Source organism: Sphingomonas sp. MMS24-J45 (assembly GCF_044881195.1).
Taxonomy (GTDB): domain Bacteria; phylum Pseudomonadota; class Alphaproteobacteria; order Sphingomonadales; family Sphingomonadaceae; genus Sphingomonas.
In genome coordinates, this window is sequence record NZ_CP173255.1 from 2,968,468 (window position 1) to 2,990,094 (window position 21,627).

At 64.5% G+C, this 21,627-nt stretch carries 18 protein-coding genes, 1 tRNA gene and 1 pseudogene; 11 read left to right on the forward strand and 9 right to left on the reverse strand.

All coding sequences use genetic code 11. The annotated features are described in order from the left end of the window. Positions 1 to 92: 92 nt before the first annotated feature. On the forward strand, positions 93 to 1,067 hold the full coding sequence (locus tag AB5I39_RS14440) for a quinone oxidoreductase family protein (protein WP_404368278.1): 975 nt from the start codon (positions 93 to 95) through the stop codon (positions 1,065 to 1,067). A 35-nt stretch (positions 1,068 to 1,102) separates the two neighbouring features. On the opposite strand, the gene AB5I39_RS14445 is transcribed toward AB5I39_RS14440, so the two are convergent. Next, positions 1,103 to 1,870 carry a DUF922 domain-containing protein gene (locus tag AB5I39_RS14445; protein ID WP_404368280.1) on the reverse strand — a complete coding sequence of 256 codons (768 nt, stop codon included), beginning with the start codon at positions 1,868 to 1,870 and terminating at the stop codon, positions 1,103 to 1,105. On the opposite strand from AB5I39_RS14445, the gene AB5I39_RS14450 reads away from it, so the two are divergent. Beyond that, complete coding sequence (locus AB5I39_RS14450; protein ID WP_404368283.1) at positions 1,838 to 2,659, forward strand: DMT family transporter; 822 nt, start codon at positions 1,838 to 1,840, stop codon at positions 2,657 to 2,659. The genes AB5I39_RS14445 and AB5I39_RS14450 overlap by 33 nt on opposite strands. Positions 2,660 to 2,665: 6 nt before the next feature. Here the strand turns inward: AB5I39_RS14450 and AB5I39_RS14455 are convergent, their stop codons facing one another. The 4 genes from AB5I39_RS14455 to AB5I39_RS14470 form a co-directional block, all read right to left on the reverse strand. After that, a complete protein-coding gene (locus tag AB5I39_RS14455; protein ID WP_404368285.1) occupies positions 2,666 to 3,268 on the reverse strand; it encodes a flavodoxin family protein in 603 nt (200 codons plus the stop codon). A 188-nt stretch (positions 3,269 to 3,456) separates the two neighbouring features. Then, the gene (locus AB5I39_RS14460) at positions 3,457 to 4,227 is read right to left on the reverse strand and encodes an SPFH domain-containing protein (protein WP_404368287.1); all 771 of its coding nucleotides are present in this window, start codon (positions 4,225 to 4,227) and stop codon (positions 3,457 to 3,459) included. Between the two features lie 1,323 nt (positions 4,228 to 5,550). Next, a complete protein-coding gene (gene glnA / locus AB5I39_RS14465) occupies positions 5,551 to 6,972 on the reverse strand; it encodes a type I glutamate--ammonia ligase (protein ID WP_404368290.1) in 1,422 nt (473 codons plus the stop codon). 113 nt (positions 6,973 to 7,085) lie between these two features. Beyond that, positions 7,086 to 7,424 (reverse strand): P-II family nitrogen regulator, encoded by a 339-nt coding sequence (locus AB5I39_RS14470; protein ID WP_404368292.1) that lies wholly within the window; start codon positions 7,422 to 7,424, stop codon positions 7,086 to 7,088. Between the two features lie 186 nt (positions 7,425 to 7,610). Between AB5I39_RS14470 and AB5I39_RS14475 the strand changes: the two genes are divergently transcribed. Then, positions 7,611 to 8,447: a hypothetical protein gene (locus tag AB5I39_RS14475; RefSeq protein WP_404368294.1), complete on the forward strand. Its 837-nt coding sequence runs from the start codon at positions 7,611 to 7,613 to the stop codon at positions 8,445 to 8,447. Positions 8,448 to 8,566: 119 nt separating this feature from the next. Here the strand turns inward: AB5I39_RS14475 and map are convergent, their stop codons facing one another. After that, a complete protein-coding gene (map, locus tag AB5I39_RS14480) occupies positions 8,567 to 9,391 on the reverse strand; it encodes a type I methionyl aminopeptidase (RefSeq protein ID WP_404368296.1) in 825 nt (274 codons plus the stop codon). 64 nt (positions 9,392 to 9,455) lie between these two features. Here map and AB5I39_RS14485 point away from each other — a divergent pair. Together AB5I39_RS14485 and AB5I39_RS14490 are read left to right on the forward strand one after the other, a co-directional pair. Continuing rightward, positions 9,456 to 10,212: pseudogene (locus AB5I39_RS14485) on the forward strand (competence/damage-inducible protein A). Between the two features lie 17 nt (positions 10,213 to 10,229). Then, positions 10,230 to 10,574 (forward strand): hypothetical protein, encoded by a 345-nt coding sequence (locus AB5I39_RS14490; RefSeq protein ID WP_404368298.1) that lies wholly within the window; start codon positions 10,230 to 10,232, stop codon positions 10,572 to 10,574. Positions 10,575 to 10,690: 116 nt separating this feature from the next. Here AB5I39_RS14490 and AB5I39_RS14495 read toward each other — a convergent pair. Then, positions 10,691 to 10,764 (reverse strand) — tRNA-Gly (locus AB5I39_RS14495). 124 nt (positions 10,765 to 10,888) lie between these two features. On the opposite strand from AB5I39_RS14495, the gene AB5I39_RS14500 reads away from it, so the two are divergent. The 6 genes from AB5I39_RS14500 to AB5I39_RS14525 all read left to right on the forward strand — a co-directional run bounded on the left by AB5I39_RS14500 (position 10,889) and on the right by AB5I39_RS14525 (position 18,050). Then, positions 10,889 to 12,040 (forward strand): acyl-CoA dehydrogenase family protein, encoded by a 1,152-nt coding sequence (locus tag AB5I39_RS14500; RefSeq protein WP_404368301.1) that lies wholly within the window; start codon positions 10,889 to 10,891, stop codon positions 12,038 to 12,040. Beyond that, positions 12,037 to 13,638 carry a carboxyl transferase domain-containing protein gene (locus AB5I39_RS14505; RefSeq protein WP_404368303.1) on the forward strand — a complete coding sequence of 534 codons (1,602 nt, stop codon included), beginning with the start codon at positions 12,037 to 12,039 and terminating at the stop codon, positions 13,636 to 13,638. Before AB5I39_RS14500 ends, AB5I39_RS14505 begins: the two co-directional genes overlap by 4 nt. 119 nt (positions 13,639 to 13,757) lie before the next feature. Beyond that, the gene (locus tag AB5I39_RS14510; RefSeq protein WP_404368306.1) at positions 13,758 to 14,189 is read left to right on the forward strand and encodes a nuclear transport factor 2 family protein; all 432 of its coding nucleotides are present in this window, start codon (positions 13,758 to 13,760) and stop codon (positions 14,187 to 14,189) included. Between the two features lie 3 nt (positions 14,190 to 14,192). Further along, positions 14,193 to 14,837, forward strand: coding sequence for a lysophospholipid acyltransferase family protein (locus AB5I39_RS14515; protein ID WP_404368309.1), 645 nt, complete (start codon positions 14,193 to 14,195; stop codon positions 14,835 to 14,837). Positions 14,838 to 14,878: 41 nt separating this feature from the next. After that, positions 14,879 to 16,846, forward strand: a complete 1,968-nt coding sequence (locus tag AB5I39_RS14520; protein ID WP_404368312.1) for an acetyl/propionyl/methylcrotonyl-CoA carboxylase subunit alpha — start codon at positions 14,879 to 14,881, stop codon at positions 16,844 to 16,846. Between the two features lies 1 nt (position 16,847). Then, positions 16,848 to 18,050, forward strand: a complete 1,203-nt coding sequence (locus tag AB5I39_RS14525; protein WP_404368315.1) for a CaiB/BaiF CoA transferase family protein — start codon at positions 16,848 to 16,850, stop codon at positions 18,048 to 18,050. Between the two features lie 164 nt (positions 18,051 to 18,214). On the opposite strand, the gene AB5I39_RS14530 is transcribed toward AB5I39_RS14525, so the two are convergent. Together AB5I39_RS14530 and AB5I39_RS14535 are read right to left on the reverse strand one after the other, a co-directional pair. Then, positions 18,215 to 19,882 (reverse strand): helicase HerA-like domain-containing protein, encoded by a 1,668-nt coding sequence (locus AB5I39_RS14530; RefSeq protein WP_404368318.1) that lies wholly within the window; start codon positions 19,880 to 19,882, stop codon positions 18,215 to 18,217. A gap of 101 nt (positions 19,883 to 19,983) precedes the next feature. Further along, entirely contained in the window at positions 19,984 to 21,528 is a 1,545-nt protein-coding gene (locus AB5I39_RS14535; RefSeq protein WP_404368321.1) for a Do family serine endopeptidase, read from the reverse strand. Positions 21,529 to 21,627 lie beyond the last annotated feature (99 nt).

The following is a 21,627-nucleotide window of genomic DNA, read 5'->3' on the forward strand; positions in this document are numbered from 1 at the left end:
TACGCGACGCGCTAGATGGCGCGCGGCGAGATCGGTTGCAAGGCGAAACGCATGGCCGCTAGGATGCGGCGACAGGTCATGGAGACGAAGCGATGGTGCGCGCAGTTAGGATCGAGCGGACCGGCGGGCCGGAGGTGATCCAGTGGGTCGATGTGACGCTGCCCGAGCCCGGCCCGGGCGAGGTGCGGATGCGGCACACCGCGGTCGGGCTCAACTATATCGACACCTATCACCGCAGCGGCCTCTACCCGCTGAAACTGCCGAGTGGGTTGGGCACCGAGGCGGTTGGCGTGGTCGAGGCGCTGGGCGCGGGCGTCAGCGGGATTGCGGTCGGCGACCGGGTCGGTACGTTCGGTCCGGCGCTCGGGGCTTATGCGACGGCGCGGAATGTTGCGGCGGCTTCGTTGCTGCCGCTGCCCGGTGATGTCGATGATTCCGTCGCCGCTGCGCTGTTGCTGAAGGGCTGCACCACCGAATTTCTGGTCGAACGCTGCGCACGGGTGGAGTCGGGGCAGACGGTGCTGGTCCACGCCGCGGCGGGCGGGGTCGGGCATTTGCTCGTCGGCTGGTTGAAAGCGATCGGTGCGACGGTGATTGGCACAGTGGGCAACGCGGACAAAGCGGCGCAGGCCAAGGCGGCGGGGGCGGATCATGTGATCCTGCACAAGGAAGAGGATGTTGCCGCCCGCGTGCGCGAGATCACGGGCGGGGCGGGGGTGCCGGTCATCTTCGACGGGATCGGCCAGGCGACCTGGGATATCTCGCTGGCGAGTGCTGCCCCGCGCGGGCTGATCGTCAGCTATGGCAATGCCGGCGGGGCGGTGACGGGACTCACCCTCGGCGTGCTGGCGATCAAGGGATCGCTGTTCGTGACGCGGCCCACGCTGTTCCATTACTACGCCACCCCAGAGGAACGCGCGGCGGGCACGGCGCGGCTGTTCGACATGCTGCGCAAGGGCGCGATCGTGCCGGAGATCGGGCAGACCTTCGCGCTGGAGGATGTCGCCGAGGCGCATCGCGCGCTGGAGGCGGGGGAGACGCGCGGGGCGACGGTGCTTTCGGTTTGAGGACGGATCGCTACGATACTTAGCGAAATGTGCCGTTATTCCAGCGGCAAGATCGTCGTTGCTCCGTGGCGGGTCGTTTTGTCAAAGGCGATGTTGTAGGCATTGATCTTCTGCAAAGCAGCCTGGGCCGCCGCGTTCGCGGTCGCACAGCTTGCAGTATTGATGGCGGTCGCGATCTCATCCCGATGAATCCAGGCGTAGCGGACATGCCCATCCTCATGCGCAAGTAACGATTGCAGGTATCGGTCGAAGCGCCTTCGCAGGTCAGCCGAGATGCGGTCGCCGACCAGTCGCGGAACGGTGACCGTCGCGCTGAAGGTGACATCGTCGGGTGACGCGGTGCAGACGCCCTTTGCATCGCTCCGCCAGCGCCAGCGAAACTGAATGTTGCTCAGCCCGTCGACGGGCCTTTTGTCATTGGGATCGCTCGGGCGCATCGCGTCGATCGACCGCCGCACCGAAGCAGCATCACGGCCCGTCACGTCATAATAAGTGATCGTGACATTGGGCAAACTCGCGAACGGCACTTCAATTTTGGCGGTGTCCTCGGGTGGCGTAGAGACCGGCTCGGCAGGCACGGCGGCGAGGAAGAGCAGGATCGTCACCAGGAAACGGTATCGCGGTTTTTCGACGATGCAAAGCAAGGCGCACTGAACACGCCGATGCTTGCCCCCTAGCCAAGCCGCCGTCCCTCCCGCAGAGACTTCATCATGCGCTTCCGTGATTTCCTGCTGCTCGTGTTCGTGTGCCTGACCTGGGGTTTCAGCAACGTGCTGAGCAAGGTCGTGGTCGGCGCGTGGCATGTGCCGCCGTTGTTCTTCGCCGCGGCGCGCTTTGCGATCGTGCTGGCGGCGACGCTGCCGTGGCTGTGGCCGATGCCGCGCCCGGCGTGGCGGATCGTGCTGGTCGGGGCGTTGATGGGGGGTGGGAATTTCGCGTTGCTGTTCCTGGGGTTGCAGACGGCATCGCCATCGAGCGCCGCAGTCGTGCTGCAGGCGGGCGTGCCGATCACCACCTTGCTGTCGATCCTGATTCTGGGTGAGCGGATCCACTGGCGGCGCGGGGTCGGCATCACGCTGACGCTCGCCGGGGTGTTGTTGGTGGTGTGGCGGCCGGGCTTTGCGGTGTCGGCGGGGCTGCTGCTGGTGCTGAGCGCCGCGTTTGCCGGGTCGCTCGGCGCGATTCTGATGAAGCAGATGGAGCATGTCGCACCGTTGCGCTTCCAGGCGTGGGTCGGGCTGACCGCGGTGGTGCCGCTCAGCCTTGCCTCGGCGCTGTTTGAACACGACCAGTGGACGGCATCGGTGGCTGCGGGGTGGCCGTTCGTCGCGTCGCTGCTCTTCTCCGCGCTGATCGTGTCGGTGTGCGCGCACACGCTCTATTACGGGCTGATAGCGCGCTATGAGGCAACGCTGCTCGCGCCGCTGACGCTGATGACGCCGCTGACCACGATCGGGCTGGGTGTGCTGATCACCGGCGACCGGCTCGATTTGCGGATGATCGCGGGCGCGGTGCTGGCCTTGATCGGCGTGCTGATCGTCGCGGTGCGCCCAAGCCGCGCGCCGATCGTCGAGGCGCAGGAGCACGCCTGAACGGGGTCACCCGGGATAGGGCGCGCCCTTCAGGAGTCCTGCGAGATGCGCGGCGTTGCCTGCGACCATCTTGACCGTTTCGACCACCGTCTCCGGCGTCTCCTCCAGATCCTTGAAGTCGATCTTGCCGTACGCCTCGCCGACCCAATAGACCGCGCCCGCCGCCGGGATCGTCCAGCCCGTGTCGTTGAGCGACTGGAACAGCTGGGCAGTCGAGAAATGCGCGCCGTCCTCATTGCCGACGATCGCCGCGACCGCGACCTTGCCGAAGCTCGGCATACGGCCCTGATCATCGGTTTCCGAGAGGAACGCGTCCATCCGTTCGAGTACGCGCTTCGCCACGCTGCCGATCTGGCCCATCCACACCGGACCGCCGAACACGAGGATGTCGGCGGCGAGGATTTTCGCGCGAATTTCGGGCCAGGCGTCGCCGCCCCCCTCGTCCGAGGAAACGCCGGGCTTGACGTCATGCGCGGCGATGCGGGTCGTCTCGGTGAGCTGCACGTCGCGGTCGGCGAGGGCGTCCTTCAGAAGGCCGATCATCACGTCGGTCGAGGATTCGCCCTCCGCTTTCAGCGAGCAATTCAGGGCGATGGCGGTGAGCGACATGGGCGGGACTCCGAGGGGTTCGAAGCGGGCAACGCGGGGCGGGGGAATCTATCCCGGATTAATCCCCGTGCTGCCTGGGCCTGTCGAAGGGCTGCCTGCCACGGCCGTTGTGGATCGAGGCAAGCAGGGCTTCGACAAGCTCAGCCCGAACGGCGGATAGGCGCGCCCGAAATGCGCGGGCGGATCCTTTACGCCCCCACCGGCCCGGCGATCCGCTTCGCCGCCTCCAGGATTTCGGTCGGGAACATCGCGATGATCGTCGAATTATGCTCGACCCCGATTTCGGTCAGCGTCTGCAGGCGGCGTAGTTCGAGCGCGCCGGGCACCTCGGCGATGACCTTGGCGGCGTCGGTCAGCTTCGAGGCGGCTTCCTGCTCGCCCTCGGCCTTGATGATGCGGGCGCGCTTCTCGCGGATCGCCTCGGCCTCGCGTGCGATCGCACGCTGCATTTGCGCCGGGATGTCGAGGTCTTTGATCTCGACCGCGTCGAATTCCACGCCCCAGCGGATGCAGGTCGATGACAGGATTTCGTAGAGCCGTTTGTTGATCGCGGTGCGGTCCTTCAGCATCTGGTCGAGATCGCTTTGGCCGATCGCATCGCGCATCGCGGTTTCCGCCGCCTGGACGATCGCCGACTGCCAATTGGCGACGGTGGTGACGACGCCGGCCGCATCGAACGCGCGGAACCACAGCACCGCATTGACGCGCACCGCGACGCCATCGCGCGTGACTGTCTCTTGCGTGTCGAGCGCGTAGGTGATGGTGCGGATATCGACCTTCACGACGCGCTCGATCAGCGGGATCAGCCAGAACCAGCCGGGGCCTTTGGTGGCTTGCAGGCGACCGAGCCGGAACACGACGCCGCGTTCGTACTCCTGATTGATGCCGAACGATTTGAGCGCGAGGGAGAGGGCAATCACGGTGACTACCGCGACTGGGATGAGGGTGAAGGTGAGCATGGAAACCCCGTTTATGCCGCGTTCCTGCGGCGTGGCGCGGTGTTGACCGCGACGGGGAATTTAGGCTCGTTGCGAGGACGGAACATCGCTGAACGGACGCAATCGTGGGTGCGTTTTGTGCAGGTTGGGGGGCGTGTCCAACGTCGCAAAGGTCGGACCATCGGCGGGGTGTGCCGGTCGTCGTTGATCGGAAGGTTAGGCGAAGGTTAGGGATAAACGCATCGAACGCGCGGTTACTAGTTTGGAACGCAGGACGCCGTGTCTTTGCGGCGCGTCCAGCGGATAACGGCAACAACGATGTGAAAGAGCTGGCGCCAGCTTGGCAGATCGCGGTGCTGTAGGACAGCTATGTCGGTTTGGGGTGGTTAGGCGACAGGCAGCTTTCGGCACGTCGATAGCCGTTAGCTGCCATCCCAAGTCCGCCGGCCTTTGCCTAAAGGGATCGAATTTCAGGAATGGCCGGGGCCGTAGAAAGCTGATGTTGATCGCCAAGCATGAGAGTGCCATTCTCGCTAGGTGCCGGACGCGCCGACTTTCCCAGTTTCGATCAATTTTCGGGAATGACCTGATCTGGTGGGGAAAAGGACGTTATTCTATCTGGCTATGATTTCGACGATGTTTAGATTAAAGTAGTAATCTGAAAGCCCAATTGCACCGACGATCAGTAGTGCGCCGGTAGCAAGCCGGAACGTCTTGCGATCATCGATCATGACCCACTTAGAAGCAGTGTCTGGGATAAGAAAGCCGACCAAGCTAACTACGGTCAGCACCCATAATGGTCCTAATCCGTTAGTCGGTCTGAAACGACCATCACTCTCCGCAGCGGCACAACTCGTCGCGAAAGACGCTATGATCAGAAAGACGATTAACTTGGGCATCCCTCGCCACTAGAGTGCGTCTATTTCCAAAAAGTTGATATCGTCCGCTAGGGGCGTTGCTGCCATCTGGGTTTTCCCGAAAAGGAAGGCTGGGCGAGATGGCAGCGACGGGATCGCTCCCCTCGCTGCCACCAATGCGACCCCTTTCCTTAAACCCGTTCCCAATTGCACTTTCCCAAAATGGGTGGTTGGGCATGGAGAAATGGGAATGTCGAAGTAGCGCTTGAACGGCCGGTTTCGGGACGACGCGCCGATCAATGGAACGACCGAGATTGGGCGAGAGCTGACACCCAAAAGAATGGCGCCCGGGTCGCTCCGGACGCTCGTTCTGTATCAGCGCCGTGGCAAAGCCACGTCGTCGGTCCTCGCTGTGGCGAGGCCGACCGACAGCTCCTGTGGGGACTTTGGCTTCGCCTTGTCCCCACCGGCCGCCGGCCCGGCGGCCTCAGTAGCTGTAGTACATATCGAACTCGACCGGGCTCGGCGTCATTTCCCACCGTGCGACGTCGTGCATCTTCAGTTCGATATACGACTCGATCTGGTCCTTCGAGAACACGTCGCCCTTCAGCAGGAAGTCGTGATCGGCCGCCAGCGCATCCAGCGCCTCGCGGAGCGAACCGCACACCGTCGGCACCTGCGCCAGTTCTGCGGGCGGCAGGTCGTAGAGGTTCTTGTCCATCGCCTCACCCGGGTGGATGCGGTTCTGGATGCCGTCGAGGCCGGCCATGAACAGCGCCGCGTAGCAGAGATACGGGTTGGCCATCGCGTCGGGGAAGCGCACTTCGACGCGCTTCGCCTTCGGGCCGGTGCCGTACGGAATGCGGCACGAAGCCGAGCGGTTGCGCGCCGAGTAAGCGAGCAGCACGGGTGCCTCATAGCCCGGGACCAGCCGCTTGTAGCTGTTGGTGGTCGGGTTGGTGAAGGCGTTCACCGCCTTGGCGTGCTTGATGATGCCGCCGATGAAGTAGAGGCAGGTGTCCGACAGACCGGCATAGCCATTGCCCGCGAACAAAGGCTGGCCCTTGTCCCAGATCGAGAGATGGGTGTGCATCCCCGAGCCGTTATCTTCCTTGATCGGCTTGGGCATGAAGGTGACGGTCTTGCCATACGCCTGCGCGACATTGTGGCAGACGTATTTGTAGATCTGCATCCGGTCGGCGGTCAGCGTCATCGTGCCGAAGGTGAGGCCGAGCTCGTGCTGCGCGGCGGCGACTTCGTGGTGATGCTTGTCGCACGGCAGGCCCATTTCGAGCATGGTCGAGACCATCTCGCCACGGATATCGACCGCGCTGTCGACCGGTGCGACGGGGAAGTAACCGCCCTTGGCGCGTGGACGGTGGCCCAGGTTGCCGCCGTCATAGCTGGTGCCGGTGTTGGTCGGCAGCTCGATATCGTCGATCTTGTAATAGCTGGTCGAATAGCTGTTCTCGAACTGCACGTTGTCGAACATGAAGAATTCGGCTTCCGGCCCGATATAGACGGTGTCGCCGATGCCGGTCGTCTTCAGATACGCCTCGGCGCGCTTGGCGGTCGAGCGCGGATCGCGGGCGTAGAGCTCGCCGGTCGAGGGTTCGACGATGTCGCACACCAGGATCAGCATCGGCGTTGCCGAGAACGGATCGGTCCACACCGCGTCCAGATCCGGCTTCAGGATCATGTCGGATTCGTTGATCGCCTTCCAGCCCTCGATCGAGGAACCGTCGAACATGAAGCCGTCGGTCAGCTCGTCCTCGCCGACGACGCCGGCGACCATCGTCAGATGCTGCCACTTGCCCTTGGGATCGGTGAACCGCAGATCGACCCACTCGATCTCCTGGTCCTTGATCATCTTGAGCACGTCGCTCGCCGTGTTCGGTTTGTCAGCCATAGTCCCCACGCCCTTTCGTTATCGATCATCAGCCCGACGGTATCGGGAATCACGTTTCACCCGGAGGCCCTAGCTGTCACAGTTTGTTGCACTGCGTCAAACGGGCAGGGCGGTTAAATTGCGTCTTCGTCGCGTTCGCCGGTGCGGATGCGCAGTGCGGTTTCCACGGGGATAACGAAAATCTTGCCGTCGCCGATACGGCCGGTCTGCGCAGCGGTGGCGATCGCCTCGACCACCTTTTCGGCCATCGAATCCTCGACCACGACTTCCAATTTCACCTTGGGCAGAAAATCGACGACATATTCGGCACCGCGGTACAGCTCGGTGTGGCCCTTCTGGCGCCCAAAGCCTTTCGCCTCGGTCACGGTGATGCCGCTCACCCCGACTTCGTGCAGCGCTTCCTTCACTTCATCCAGCTTGAACGGCTTGATGATCGCCTCGATCTTTTTCACGCGTGCGCAACTCCCATGCTGTCGAGGCACCTTACAACAACCGTGCCAGCCGCGCGAGGGGCGGAACGTGTCACCAAGCGCAGATCTGCAGCCGCGGTCGCGCTCAACCATCGGGCAGATGATGGGCATGTGCCCGATTTTGCGGCAGGTCTTGCAGGCGGACAGCGGATATTCGATGGCGCAGCGATGCCCGTCTTTCGCGTCTCCCTCATCCCCTTGTTCGGTGTTGCATCGCTCGTTGCCATCCTGGCCGGGTGCTGGACCGCCAGCGAATCCGGGATGGCGATCGCTATATGCGCCCGCATGATCGGTGCCTGGACGGTCGGGCTTGCGATCGCGCTTGGTCTCGCGCGGACACGTCGGTTTGGCAGTGAACGCGCCGCCCTGATGGCGAGCGGCATCATCCTGCTGCTGCTGATCGCATCCCTTATTGATGCTGGCCTGCAGGGCGTCCACCGCTGGATCGTGTTGGGGCCGGTGCGGATCAACGTCGCGGCGGCGACGATGCCGCTATTGCTGGTGATGCTGCGCGGGGAGCGATGGGCTCCCGTGGTGATGGTCTTGGTGATGCTGATCCTGGTCGCGCAACCCGACGTGTCGCAGGCGACCGGCTTTGCGCTCGCGGCGGCGTCGCTGGTCTGGGCGGAAAAGAGGGGTGAGCGCATTGCGATCGTGGCGGCTCTGCTAATGCTCGCAGCGATCTCCTGGTTCCGTCCTGACCCGCTCCCCGGCGTGCTCGAGGTGGAAGGCATCGTTGCGCTCGCCTGGCATCGCGCGCCGATCGTTGCGGTTGGCGCCGTTGCCGCGCTGGCGATCGCGTGCGCCGCGCCGTTGGTGGCGCGTGGACGTTCCGGGGACCCGGCTGCGGTGGCTGTCGGGCTCTACATGTTCGTCACGGCGGTTGCGCCCGTGCTTGGAGAGTTTCCGGTGCCGTTGATCGGTATCTCGATCAGCCCGGTGATTGGTTTTTGGGTGAGTGTCGGTTTGCTCGCCCGATCGGGTTCGGCGATGGCCGGAAAATAGCGCGGGCGGTTAGGTCCAGCGATTGATTGGGAGTGGCGCAGCGTCGCGGCAAAGCCGCGCCGGCCGATCGCGCCTTGACCGAGCGGATTTAGCTTTCGCTAAATCCTTGGGCGGCGGGATCAATACGGCGGCTTGTCGAACCCGCCGGGGCTGAGCGTGAAAATCTCGCAGCCATCCTCGGTGATGCCGATCGAATGTTCGAACTGCGCCGACAGCGAGCGGTCACGCGTAACCGCCGTCCAGCCGTCGTCGAGCAGTTTTACGTCTGGGCGGCCGATGTTGATCATCGGTTCGATCGTGAAGATCATGCCGGGCTTCAATTCCGGACCGGTGCCGGGCTTGCCGACATGGACCACTTCGGGCGCGTCGTGGAAGAGCTGCCCCAGGCCGTGCCCGCAGAAATCGCGCACCACGCCGTAGCGGTGCTTTTCGGCATGACGCTGAATCGCATAACCGACATCGCCGAGATGCTTGCCCGGCTTGGCCTGCTCGATGCCGAGCATGAGGCATTCGTACGTCACCTCGACCAGCCGCTTCGCCTTGATCGGGACGTCGCCGATCAGATACATCCGGCTGCTGTCGCCGTGCCAGCCATCGAGGATCGGGGTCACGTCGACGTTGACGATGTCACCGCTCTTCAACGTCTTGTCGCTGGGGATGCCGTGGCAGACGACGTGATTGATCGAAATGCAGCTGGAATGCGTATAACCGCGATAGCCGAGCGTCGCAGGGATGCCGCCGCGGTCCGCGATGAAGCGGCGCACCAGATCGTCGATCTCGCCGGTGGTCACGCCGGGCACCATGTGCGGCACGACCATGTCGAGCGTCTCCGCCGCCAGCCGCCCGGCGGCGCGCATCCCGGCAAAGGCATCGGCGCCGTGGAGTTTGATCGCGCCAGTCCGGCCCGAAGGCGCATCGGCGGTTACGGTCACATATTCGGTCATTCCGGGCATATAGCGCAGCGCTTTGCGGTTTGCGAGGGGGCGAGGGCGGTCTATGGAATGCGGCATGACCACACGCATCTGGACGGCCGCACTGGCGGTAATCGGCGACGAAATCCTCTCCGGCCGCACGCAGGACAAGAATATCGCGCAAATCGCGACCTGGCTGAACGTGCAGGGCATCCGCCTGGCCGAAGTCCGCGTGGTGGCGGACAAGACCGATGCGATCGTCGAGGCGGTCAACATCCTGCGCGCGCGCAACGACTATCTGTTCACGACGGGCGGGATCGGCCCGACGCATGACGACATCACCGTCGATGCGATTGCCGAGGCGCTGGGGGTGCCGGTGGTGTTCCACCCCAAGGCGCTGGAGGTGCTCGAACTCGTACTACGCATCGCGCGGCGGCCTGACCGAGCCGCGCAAGCGTATGGCGCGCGTGCCCGAAGGCTCCGATCTGATCGAGAACCGCATGTCGGGCGCGCCGGGGATTCGCGTCGGCAACATCTTCATCATGGCGGGGGTGCCGCATATTACCGCAGGAATGCTCGACGCGCTGACCGGTACGCTGGAGGGCGGGCTGCCGGTGCTCTCGCGCACGATCGGCTGCTGGGTGGCGGAGAGCGAGGTCGCCGATCTGCTGCGCAATGCCGAAAAGAGCCATGAAGGCGTCTCGATCGGCAGCTACCCCTTCTTCCGCGAAGGCCGCGTCGGCGCGAACTTCGTCGTGCGCGCGACCGACGCTGCGCTTGCCGACACGTGCATCGCCGATCTCACTCGCGCGTTGGAAGAGATTGGCCGACCCGTCATTGCGGGCGGCATTTGAAGCGCAGGAGCAGGACCATGACACGCATTTTGATCGCCGGGATCGCCGCGCTGATGCTGACGGCGTGCGATGGCAGCACGATCACGAACGGCCCGCCGCCCAAGACGGATGGTCCGCCCAACCCGATGGAAGCGAAGATCGACGCGCTGCCGCCCGCTTTGCAGCAGACGACGATGTTCCGCGCGATCCAGGACGGCGGCTTTACCTGCCAGAAGATCGTGCAGATGAAGAAACGCACGCCGACCGTTGGCAAGGCGATCTGGGACGCGGAATGCGACGACCAGGGCCGCTATGTGATCGAGTTGCAACCTGGCGGCATCTTCTGGGTAAGCGGCGTGCCGCAGCCGAAGAAGCGGTTTTAGGGGGCGGCAGTTCGGGGAGGGCGCCGTGGCGAAGCCACGTCGTCGGTCCTCGCGTTGGCGAGGCCGACCGAGCTTCCGCTGATCGCGATTTAGTGGAGCTAAATCTTGGCGAAAGCTGGAGCGGGTGAAGGGAATCGAACCCTCGTCACTTGCTTGGGAAGCAAAAGCTCTACCATTGAGCTACACCCGCGATTTGGGCCGCTTGCCACATTCGACGGCGCCTCGTCAACGTGCCCGATCGTGCTCTTACGCTTTGCCGCGACACGCGCTATCGGGGGCGAAAGGCCCGTACCAAGGGCGCGTTGGAGAGTGTGATGATCGCCGAAATGGACTTTGCGCTGGGCGAAACCGCCGACATGATTCGGGGGACGACGCAGCGTTTCGCCACCGACAGGATCGCGCCGATCGCGGCGAAGGTGGATGCCGAGGACTGGTTTCCGCAAAGCCTGTGGCCCGAAATGGGCGCGCTCGGGCTGCACGGCATCACCGTGCCGGAGGCGGATGGCGGGCTGGGCCTCGGGTATCTCGAACACGTCATTGCTTGTGAGGAGGTGTCGCGCGCGTCGGCCTCGGTGGGCCTCAGCTATGGCGCGCATTCCAACTTGTGCGTCAATCAGATCGCGCGCTGGGGCAATGCCGAGCAGAAGGCGAAATATTTGCCCAAGCTGATCTCGGGCGAACATGTCGGCAGCCTCGCCATGTCGGAATCCGGTGCGGGGTCGGACGTGGTCGGCATGAAGCTGAAGGCCGACAAGGTGCAGGGCGGTTACGTTCTCAACGGCACCAAATTCTGGATCACCAACGCAGCCTATGCCGACACGCTGGTCGTCTATGCCAAGACCGGCACGGGCAGCGGCGGGATCACCACCTTCCTGATCGAAAAGGACATGCCGGGCTTTGCGATCGGGCAGAAGATCGACAAGATGGGGATGCGCGGCTCGCCCACGGCGGAGCTGGTGTTCACCGATTGCGAGGTGCCGGAGGAAAACGTCATGGGCCCAGTCAATGGCGGCGTCGGCGTGTTGATGTCGGGGCTCGATTACGAACGCTCGGTGCTGGCGGGCATTCAGATCGGCATCATGCAGGCGTGCCTCGACGTGGTGGTGCCGTACGTGCGGGAGCGGCAGCAGTTCGGCAAGCCGATCGGCACGTTCCAGCTGATGCAGGGCAAGATCGCCGACATGTATGTCGCGCTCAACTCGGCGCGGGCGTACGTCTATGCGGTGGCGCAGAGCTGCGATGCGGGCAAGACGACGCGCTTCGACGCGGCTGGCGCGATTTTGCTGGCGAGCGAGAATGCGGTGCGCGTGGCCAATGAGGCGGTGCAGGCACTCGGTGGGGCGGGCTATACCAAGGACTGGCCGGTCGAGCGTTACTATCGCGACGCCAAGCTGCTCGACATCGGCGCTGGGACCAACGAAATCCGCCGGATGCTGATCGGGCGCGAACTGATCGGGGCGGCATGACTGCGCCTGTCCTCACCACCGCGCTCTCGCCCGAGAGCGAGACCTTCCGCGTCAACGCCGCGCACAATCGCGCGCTTGTCGAGCGGCTGCGTGCCGATGTCGCGCAGGCCGCGCTCGGCGGCAACGAAAAAAGCCGCGAGCGCCACACTGCGCGCGGCAAACTCCTTCCGCGCGAGCGCGTCGAGCGGTTGCTCGATCCGGGTTCGCCGTTTCTGGAGATCGGCCAGTTGGTCGCCAACGGTCTGTATGACGATGAGGTGCCGGGCGCAGGCGTCATCGCCGGGATCGGGCGCGTCTCGGGTCGCCAGTGCATGATCGTGTGCAACGATGCGACCGTCAAAGGCGGGACCTATTATCCGCTGACGGTGAAGAAGCATCTCCGCGCGCAGGAGATTGCCGAGGCGAACCATTTGCCGTGCATCTATCTGGTCGATTCCGGCGGGGCGAATTTGCCGCATCAGGCCGAGGTTTTCCCCGACCGCGATCATTTCGGGCGGATTTTCTTCAATCAGGCGAACATGAGCGCCAAGGGCATCCCGCAGATCGCCTGCGTGATGGGGTCGTGCACCGCCGGTGGTGCCTATGTGCCCGCCATGTCGGACGAGACGATCATCGTGCGCGGACAGGGTACGATCTTCCTCGCTGGCCCACCGTTGGTGAAGGCGGCGACGGGCGAGGTGATCTCGGCCGAGGAACTGGGCGGTGCGGACACGCATGGGCGCAAATCCGGCGTGGTCGATCATGTCGCCGAGAATGACGAACATGCGCTGACGATCGTGCGGGATATCGTCTCGACCTTGCCAGCGCAGGTGCAGGCGGCGGTGAATGTGAAGGAGCCGCGCCCGCCGAAATTCGACGCCGAGGACTTGTACGGCGTGGTGCCGAGCGACGTGCGCGCGCCGTATGATGTGCACGAGATCATTGCGCGGCTGGTCGACGGGTCGGAATTCCACGAGTTCAAGGCGCTGTACGGCACGTCGCTGGTGTGCGGTTTCGCGCATATCTGGGGCATTCCGGTCGCGATCCTTGCCAATAACGGCGTGCTGTTCAGCGAAAGCGCGCAGAAGGGCGCGCATTTCATCGAACTCGCGTGCCAGCGGCGTATTCCGTTGCTGTTCCTGCAGAACATCTCGGGCTTCATGGTCGGGGGCCGGTATGAGGCGGAGGGGATCGCCAAGCATGGCGCGAAGCTCGTGACGGCGGTGGCGACGGCGAGCGTGCCCAAGATCACCGTGCTGATTGGCGGCAGCTTTGGTGCGGGCAATTATGGCATGTGCGGGCGGGCCTATTCGCCGCGGTTCCTGTTCTCTTGGCCCAACAGCCGGATCTCAGTGATGGGCGGCGAACAGGCGGCGAGCGTGCTGGCGACGGTGCACCGTGATGCGGACTCGTGGAGCGACGAACAGGCCGAAGCCTTCAAGGCGCCGATCCGCCAGAAATATGAGGATGAAGGCAACCCCTGGTACGCGACCGCGCGGTTGTGGGACGACGGCATCATCGACCCGGCACAAACCCGCGATGTGCTGGGCCTGGCATTCGCCGCGACGCTGAACGCGCCGATTCCGGAGCAGCCGCAGTTCGGGGTGTTCCGGATGTGAGGCAAGAATGCCCCTTCGTCAGCGCTGCACCCTGCCCCCTCCCCGAGACAAGCTCGGCGAGGAATTGAAAGGCCCCGACCATGCCCCTGATCCTAGCGCTCCTCGCCCAGATCACCCCCATGCAACCGATGCCCAAGGGCACCGGCCTGCCGCCCCCTGCCAGCGAAGAGGCGGCCGTGCTTGCTCCGATCGACGCCGTGTTCGCCGCGTTCGAGGCAGGCGACGGACAGGCGATGTTGCGCCATGTCGACCCCGCCGGGCGGGCGATTGCGGTGTCCGCGGGGCCGGACGGCAAGGCGGTCGTCCGCCGCATCACCTTCGCCGATTTTGCGACGAAACTCACCCCGGCAGGGGCGTTCAGTGAGCGCATCACCAGCCCGGCGATCGAAATCGACGGCGATGTCGCGATGGTGTGGGCGCCCTTCACCGTGCGCGTCGGGGGCAAGATCGCCAATTGCGGCTATGACCATTTCGATCTGATCCGCGAGGGCGGCGCCTGGAAGATCGCGGGCGTCACTTATTCCAGCCGCACGACGGGGTGTGAGGGCTGAACGATGCGACGCGGGGGCGGGACGGAGGAAACAGGCGCGGGCTATGACGATCCGCCACCTGCGCTGATGTCGCGCGTGCTACGACGGATCTTGCTGTGGTATTTCCGCTCGCGCGGCTGGACGATCGTGGGGGCGCCCCCGGCCGACCGGCGCTGCGTCATCATCGCGGTGCCGCACACGTCGAACTGGGATTTCATCAACTATCTCGGCGTCATCGACGGGCTCGGGATCAAGGCGCACTTCATGGCCAAGCGCAGCCTGTTCCGCTGGCCGCTCAAGCGCTTCATGACCGACATGGGCGGCGTCTCGGTCGACCGCGCGGGCGGCGGCAATTATGTCGAGGCGATGGCCGCCGAATTCGCCCGCCGCAAGGAATTCATGCTGACGATCGCGCCGGAGGGCACACGCGGCGCGGTGCAGCAGTGGCGCACCGGCTTCTACCACATCGCGGTCGCGGCGGGCGTGCCGATCGTGTGCGGCATGATGGATTATGAGGAGAAGACGGGCGGACTCGGTCGCGCGATCATGCCGACGGGCGATTACGCCGCCGACATGAAGCTGATCTTCGAATCCTATCGCAACGTGCGGCCGCGCCACCCCGAACGCGCGATCACTGATCTGTCGGTGATGATGGCAGGCAAGCAATGATGCCCGATTGCGCCCGCTCCGTTTCGCGTTAGGCAGAAAAGATGACTGATATGAAGCCGATCCGCTCGCTCCTGATCGCCAATCGCGGCGAGATTGCCTGCCGCATCATGCGCACCGCGCGCGCGATGGGGATTCGCACGATCGCGGTCTATTCCGATGCCGATGCGAAGGCGCTGCACGTGCGCCAGGCGGACGAGGCGGTGCATATCGGGCCCTCGCCCGCGCGCGAAAGCTATCTGGTCGGCGAGAAGATCATCGCCGCCGCCAAGGCAACGGGTGCGGAGGCGATCCATCCGGGCTACGGCTTCCTCTCCGAAAATGCCGATTTCGCGGCATCCGTGATCGACGCCGGGATTATCTGGGTCGGACCGAACCCCGACAGCATCCGCGCGATGGGGCTGAAGGATGCCGCGAAGGAGCGGATGATCGCGGCGGGGGTGCCGGTGACGCCGGGGTATCTCGGCGCGGATCAGTCCCCCGAACGGCTCGCGGCCGAAGCGGCGGCGGTGGGCTATCCGGTGCTGATCAAGGCGGTCGCGGGCGGCGGCGGCAAGGGGATGCGGCGGGTCGATGCACCCGCCGATTTCGCCGATGCGCTCATCTCCTGTCAGCGCGAGGCGGCCTCCTCGTTCGGCAACACCGACGTGTTGATCGAGAAATACATCCTCTCGCCGCGCCACATCGAGGTGCAGGTGTTCGGCGACACCCACGGCAACGTCGTCCATCTGTTCGAACGCGATTGCTCACTCCAGCGCCGGCACCAGAAAGTGATCGAGGAAGCCCCCGCGCCGGGGATGGACGCCGCCACCCGCGAGGCGATCTGCGCGGCGGCGGTGAGGGCCGCCAAGGCGGTCGATTATGTCGGCGCGGGCACGATCGAATTCATCGCCGATGCCAGCGAGGGGCTCCGCGCCGACCGCATCTGGTTCATGGAAATGAATACGCGGCTGCAGGTCGAACATCCGGTGACCGAGGAAATTACCGGGGTCGATCTGGTCGAATGGCAGTTGCGCGTCGCGAGCGGGGAGGTGCTGCCGAAGCGGCAGGAGGAACTGAGCATCAACGGCTGGGCGATGGAGGCTCGGCTGTATGCGGAGGATCCTGCGAAAGGGTTTTTGCCCAGCACGGGGCGGCTGGACCATCTGGTCTTACCTGAACCTCCCGGAATCTCGGTGCGGATCGAGAATGGTGTTCAAGAAGATGACGCCGTGTCTCCGTTTTATGATCCGATGATCGCCAAGATCGTGGTTCACTCGGACGCGCGGCATGACGCGATCCTCGACTTGGCCCAGGTCTGCGGTAGCATCGAGATTTCTCCGGTCAGGACCAATGCGGCATTCCTGCGACGCACCTTGCTCCATCCTGAGTTCCAAGCGGGGTCGGTAACGACAGGTTTCATCGCTGCGCATGAGACTGAGTTAACAAGCTCGCTGCGGCTTTCGCAGTCAATGCTCGACGATGCCGCCACCGCGATGGTGCTGCGGTCGATCACTAATAGCGGGACGACCTACAACACGACGAATTACGAGTTGCGGATTGAGCGTCAAATAGGGCCGGTAGACGTTTGGCGACATGTTCCAGGTCTCCGGATGAATGCGCCTGAGCGTCTGCATGTCGCGTTTTCAACGGGAGGGGAGGTTTGCGAGCGGACGCTGCCTGATGACTGGCGCGAGCGCTTCGTCTCCACGGAGACTACGTCGGACGGTTTTGTTGTTTTCGATGAGGGCGAGGCCCTTCAGATTAAGACCCGTTATGAAGCTAATGCCGTTGGAGCCGCCGCCGACGGCGCGATCCTCTCTCCTATGCCCGGTCGCATCATTGCCGTCGAAGTCTCAGAAGGCGACGCCGTAACCAAGGGCCAGAAGCTCGTCACGCTCGAAGCGATGAAGATGGAACACAGCCTGACCGCCCCATTCGACGGGACCGTGGCCGAACTCTCCGCCGTCGAGGGCGGGCAAGTCAGTGAGGGCGCGGTGCTGGTGCGGCTGACGGCGGCGGACGCGGCTTAAAATGACGGGCGCGCTATCCGGCATCAAGGTGCTCGATCTGTCGCGCGTGCTCGCCGGACCCTGGGCGACGCAGATGCTGGGGGATTTGGGGGCCGAGGTGCTCAAGATCGAGCAGCCGGGGCAGGGCGACGACACGCGCCGCTGGGGTCCTCCGGTTTTGGCCGATGATTCAGGCGATTCCGCCTATTTCCTCTGCGCCAATCGCAACAAGCGCTCGCTCGCGATCGATCTCGCGCAGCCTGCCGGTGCCGATCTGATCCGTCGCCTTGCCGCGCAGAGCGATGTCGTGGTCGAGAATTTTCGCGTCGGCGGGCTCGCCAAATACGGGCTCGATTATGCGAGCCTCGCCGCGATCAACCCGCGCCTCGTCTATTGCTCGGTCACCGGCTTCGGGCAGCACGGGCCGTACGCGCAAAAAGGCGGGTACGATTTCCTGATCCAGGCGATGGGCGGGTTGATGAGCGTCACCGGCAACGCCGATGGCGCGCCGATGAAGGTCGGCGTGCCGATCGTCGATTTGTTCACCGGCACCTATGCCACCGTCGCGATCCTCGCTGCTTTGCGCCACCGCGATGCGACCGGGGAGGGGCAGCATATCGACTGCGCCTTGCTCGATACGCAGCTTGCGATGATGTCGAACCAGGCATCGAATTATCTGAACGGGGGCGCGGTGCCCAAGCGGCTGGGCAATGATCACCCGAACATCGTGCCGTATCGCGATTATGCCTGCGTGGATGGCGGGATCGTCGTCGCGCTGGGCAATGACCGGCAATTTCGCGATTTTATGAGCATTCTCGGGTTAGCCGAGGTGGCGGCGGAGGAGCGCTTCGCCAGCGTCGCGTTGCGGAGTGCAAACCGCGCGGCGCTTCACGCGCACATCGCGCCTGCGGTGGCGGCGTGGCGCGCGGATGATCTGATCGCGGCGATGGAGGCGGCGAAGCTCCCGGCCGGGAAGGTGCAGGGGGTGCCGGAGATCCTCGGCGATCCGCATGTCGCGCACCGCGAGACGGTGCAGGATATGGCGCGCGCGGACGGCACGGCGATGCGCGTGATGGGCTTTCCGGCTAAGCTGTCGGCTACACCCGCAGAGTATCGGATTGCGCCGCCTAGGGCCGGGGTGGATACGCGGGCTGCGCTGATGGAGGCGTTGGGGTTGTCCGGGGACGAGCTCGATACGCTGGCAGCGGCGGGGGTGATCGCCTAAGCCCCGTCCTCACTCCACCCCGGCGAAGGGCCGGGGCCCAGTTTCGAAACTGAAGTAAGGGAGCGCTGCTCTCGGTCACTTCTACCTGCGCAACTGGGCCCCGGCCTTCGCCGGGGTGGAGCCTACAAGGGGTGGCACCCAAAAAGAGTGCGCTTCGATCGCGCCTACCGCCCCTTGAACAACCCGCCCAGCACACCGCGCACCAGCCCGCCGATGATCCCCGCGCCCGCCCCGCGTGACGATCCGAACACCGCCTTCGACACTTCATTCGCGACCTGACGCCCCACCGCCGAGGAGGCCGAACGCGTCGCCGAGGTGATCGCGCGGTTCCAGGGCGAGTTGGCCGCCGCCTTGGCCTCCGCGGCGGCCTGGCGTTCGGCGAGTTTCGCCTGACGCTCGGCTTCACGCTGTTCGGCGATGCGGGCGCGCTCGGCTTCCTTGGCGGCCACGGCGTCGGCCTTGGCTTGCGCGGCCGCGGCTTTGTCGGCTTCGGTCTTCGCGGCGGCTTCGGCGGCGGCGGCTTTCGCCTCGTTCGCTTTGCCCGCGAGGATTTCTTCGGCTGACTGGCGGTCGATCAGCGTGTCATATTTGCTACCGATCGGGTCGGTCTGGATCATCACCCCGCGCTCGACTGGCGTCACGGGCCCGACGCGCGAGCAAGGCGGGGCGATCAGGGTGCGCTCTACCGGAGAGGGTGAACCGTCGGGCAGCAGCAGCGATACGAGCGCCTCGCCGACCTTCAATTCGGTGATCGCGGTTTCGACATTGACGCCGGGGTTCGCGCGGAACGTGGTCGCCGCTGACTTCACCGCAGCCTGATCGCGTGGGGTGAACGCCCGCAAAGCGTGCTGCACGCGGTTGCCGAGCTGCCCGGCGACGGTATCGGGAATGTCGATCGGGTTCTGCGTGATGAAATAGATGCCGACGCCCTTGGACCGGATCAGGCGTACGACTTGCTCGATCTTCTCGAGCAGCCCCTTGGGCGCATTGTCGAACAGCAGATGCGCCTCGTCGAAGAAGAAGCACAGCTTGGGCTTGTCAGGGTCGCCCACCTCGGGGAGGTTTTCGAACAATTCGCTCATCAACCACAGCAGGAACGTCGCGTAAAGCTTTGGCGAGGCCATCAATTTATCGGCGGCGAGCACGTTGACGATGCCGCGGCCCTTGTCGTCCACGCCGATGAAATCGTCCAGGTCGAGCGCGGGTTCGCCGAAGAAATGCTCGCCGCCCTGGGAACGCAGCTGGAGCAAGGCGCGCTGGATCGTGCCGATCGATTGCTTCGAGACATTGCCGTACGTGACGGTAAGTTCGTCCGCCCGCGCCGCGCAATCGGCCAGCATCGCCTGCAAATCGTCGAGGTCGAGCAGCAGCAGCCCGTCCTTGTCGGCGACGTGGAAGGCGATCGTCAGCACGCCTTCCTGCACCTCGTTCAGGTCCAGCAGCCGCGATAGGAGCAGCGGGCCCATCTCGGAAATGGTGGTCCGGATCGGGTGGCCCTGTTCGCCATACAGGTCCCAGAATTGCACCGGCGTATCGGCATAGGCCCACGCCTCATCGCCGACTTCCTTTGCGCGCGCGGCGAAGATTTCGTGGTTCTTGGCGGTGGGAGAGCCGGCCATTGCGAGACCGGAAAGGTCGCCTTTCACGTCCGCGACGAAGCACGGCACACCGGCTGCGGAAAAGCCCTCGATGATGCCCTGGACGGTCACGGTCTTGCCGGTGCCAGTCGCGCCCGCGATCAGGCCGTGGCGGTTGGCGCGCTTGAGTTCCAGACGCTGCGGGTTCGCGCCGCCGGGGCCTGCGCCAATGAAGATGCTCGTCGTGTCGGTCATGTCGCCCCCGGGAAGATCGCTGTCACGATCTATCGCGCGAAATCGGAAGCGTAGAAACAGAAAAATCCCTCCCCCACGCGGGCGCGGGGGAGGGGATAGGCTTACTTCTTCAGCTTGACGCCAATGAAATAGGCCGGATTGCGACCACGCACGATCTGCAGCGCGACTTGCGCGCGGCCCGCCGCCTTCGCCTGCGTCACCGCCGCGCCGACCGCTGCGGGCGTAGTGACCGGCACGCCATTGACCGACACGATCACGTCGCCGCGCTTCAGGCCCTTCGACCCGGCATCGCTCGAGGGATCGACATTGGCGATCACGACGCCTTGCACCGAGGAGTCGACGTTGAAGTTGCGTGCGATTTGCGGCGTCAGCGTTTGCACCGTCACGCCGAGCGAATTGGCGGCGGGCTGTCCGACCGAAGGCGTGTCGCCATCGTCGCTCATGTCGCCATTGTCATCCGGGCTCGCGAGCGCTGCGAGCTGATCCTCGGGCGGCCGCGTGCCGATCACGGCGCTGATCGTCAGCGGACGACCTTGCCGCACGATGTCGAGCGGGATGCGCGAACCCGGCGAGACGTTTGCGACGAGATAGCTAAGCGACTGGTCGGGATTGACCGGCCTGCCATTGACGCGGAGCACGATGTCGCCGGCCTTCAAGCCAGCCTTGTCTGCGGCCTGGCCCGGTTCAATCCGACCGATCAACTCGCCCTGGTTTTTCGGCAGGCCGAACGAGGCGGCGAGATCGTCGCTGAGTGGCTGAACGCCGACGCCGAGATAACCCCGCGCGATCGTGGTGCCCTTCATCAGCTTCTCGATGACTGGCTTCGCGTCGGTCGCCGGAATTGCGAAGCCGATGCCGATGCTGCCGCCGCCCTGGCTGCCCAGGATTTGCGAATTGATGCCGATCACGTTGCCCGACAGATCGAACATCGGGCCGCCGGAATTGCCCTGGTTGATCGCCGCGTCGGTCTGGATGAAGCGGTCATAGGCGCCGCCACCGGTCACACGGTGCAGCGAGGACACGATACCGGCGGTCACGGTGCCGCCCAGCCCGAACGGATTGCCGATCGCGACGACCCAATCACCTACGCGCGCGGCCTCGGAATCGCCGAACTTCACGAAGGGCAGGTTCTTCGCATCGATCTTGAGCAGCGCCAGATCGGAAGTCGGATCGCGCCCGATCAGCTTTGCGACATATTCCTTGCGATCGACCAGCGTCACGGTGATCGAGTCGACGGTCGCGCCCTTCACGCCAGCGGCAGGTGCGACGACGTGGTTGTTGGTAACGACATAGCCGTCGGGCGAGATGATGAAGCCCGAACCGAGCGACGTCGCCTCACGCGTGATCGGCCCGCCATTGCCCTGGCCCTGCTGTTGCCCGAACATGCCCTCGAACGGCGTACCGGCAAACGGGTTTGGCTGGGCCTGCTGCGTGATGCGCTGGCTGGTCGAGATGTTGACGACCGCCGGTTGCAGCTTCGACACGAGATCGGCGAAGCTCATCGGCGCGCCGGGCTTAGGCGCGGTCGCGGCCATCACGGTCGGTTCGTTCTGCGCGGTCTGCGCGCCCCCGACGGCGGGCATGGAAAGGGCGGCGGCGGTGCCGCTCAACAACAAAGCGGCGGTAATAGCGTAGGCGTAGCGCACGTGGATCGTTTCCTCTCGTCTACCAACTGGCAGCAACCGTACCGTAGATACGCATGGTTGCTGAACGGCGTTTGAATATGAACGGTTTGACAGCCTCTA

What these genes read in the sequence shown, in the direction of transcription:
- glnA (WP_404368290.1), bottom strand. Translation starts at nt 6,972, where the DNA reads ATGGCTGACAAACCGAACACGGCGAGCGACGTGCTCAAGATGATCAAG.
- AB5I39_RS14500 (WP_404368301.1), top strand. Translation starts at nt 10,889, where the DNA reads ATGATCGCCGAAATGGACTTTGCGCTGGGCGAAACCGCCGACATGATT.
- AB5I39_RS14515 (WP_404368309.1), top strand. Translation starts at nt 14,193, where the DNA reads ATGCGACGCGGGGGCGGGACGGAGGAAACAGGCGCGGGCTATGACGAT.
- AB5I39_RS14460 (WP_404368287.1), bottom strand. Translation starts at nt 4,227, where the DNA reads ATGCTCACCTTCACCCTCATCCCAGTCGCGGTAGTCACCGTGATTGCC.
- AB5I39_RS14490 (WP_404368298.1), top strand. Translation starts at nt 10,230, where the DNA reads ATGACACGCATTTTGATCGCCGGGATCGCCGCGCTGATGCTGACGGCG.
- AB5I39_RS14505 (WP_404368303.1), top strand. Translation starts at nt 12,037, where the DNA reads ATGACTGCGCCTGTCCTCACCACCGCGCTCTCGCCCGAGAGCGAGACC.
- AB5I39_RS14445 (WP_404368280.1), bottom strand. Translation starts at nt 1,870, where the DNA reads ATGCCACGCGCCGACCACGACCTTGCTCAGCACGTTGCTGAAACCCCA.
- AB5I39_RS14530 (WP_404368318.1), bottom strand. Translation starts at nt 19,882, where the DNA reads ATGACCGACACGACGAGCATCTTCATTGGCGCAGGCCCCGGCGGCGCG.
- AB5I39_RS14510 (WP_404368306.1), top strand. Translation starts at nt 13,758, where the DNA reads ATGCAACCGATGCCCAAGGGCACCGGCCTGCCGCCCCCTGCCAGCGAA.
- AB5I39_RS14475 (WP_404368294.1), top strand. Translation starts at nt 7,611, where the DNA reads ATGCCCGTCTTTCGCGTCTCCCTCATCCCCTTGTTCGGTGTTGCATCG.
- map (WP_404368296.1), bottom strand. Translation starts at nt 9,391, where the DNA reads ATGACCGAATATGTGACCGTAACCGCCGATGCGCCTTCGGGCCGGACT.
- AB5I39_RS14440 (WP_404368278.1), top strand. Translation starts at nt 93, where the DNA reads ATGGTGCGCGCAGTTAGGATCGAGCGGACCGGCGGGCCGGAGGTGATC.
- AB5I39_RS14525 (WP_404368315.1), top strand. Translation starts at nt 16,848, where the DNA reads ATGACGGGCGCGCTATCCGGCATCAAGGTGCTCGATCTGTCGCGCGTG.
- AB5I39_RS14455 (WP_404368285.1), bottom strand. Translation starts at nt 3,268, where the DNA reads ATGTCGCTCACCGCCATCGCCCTGAATTGCTCGCTGAAAGCGGAGGGC.
- AB5I39_RS14520 (WP_404368312.1), top strand. Translation starts at nt 14,879, where the DNA reads ATGACTGATATGAAGCCGATCCGCTCGCTCCTGATCGCCAATCGCGGC.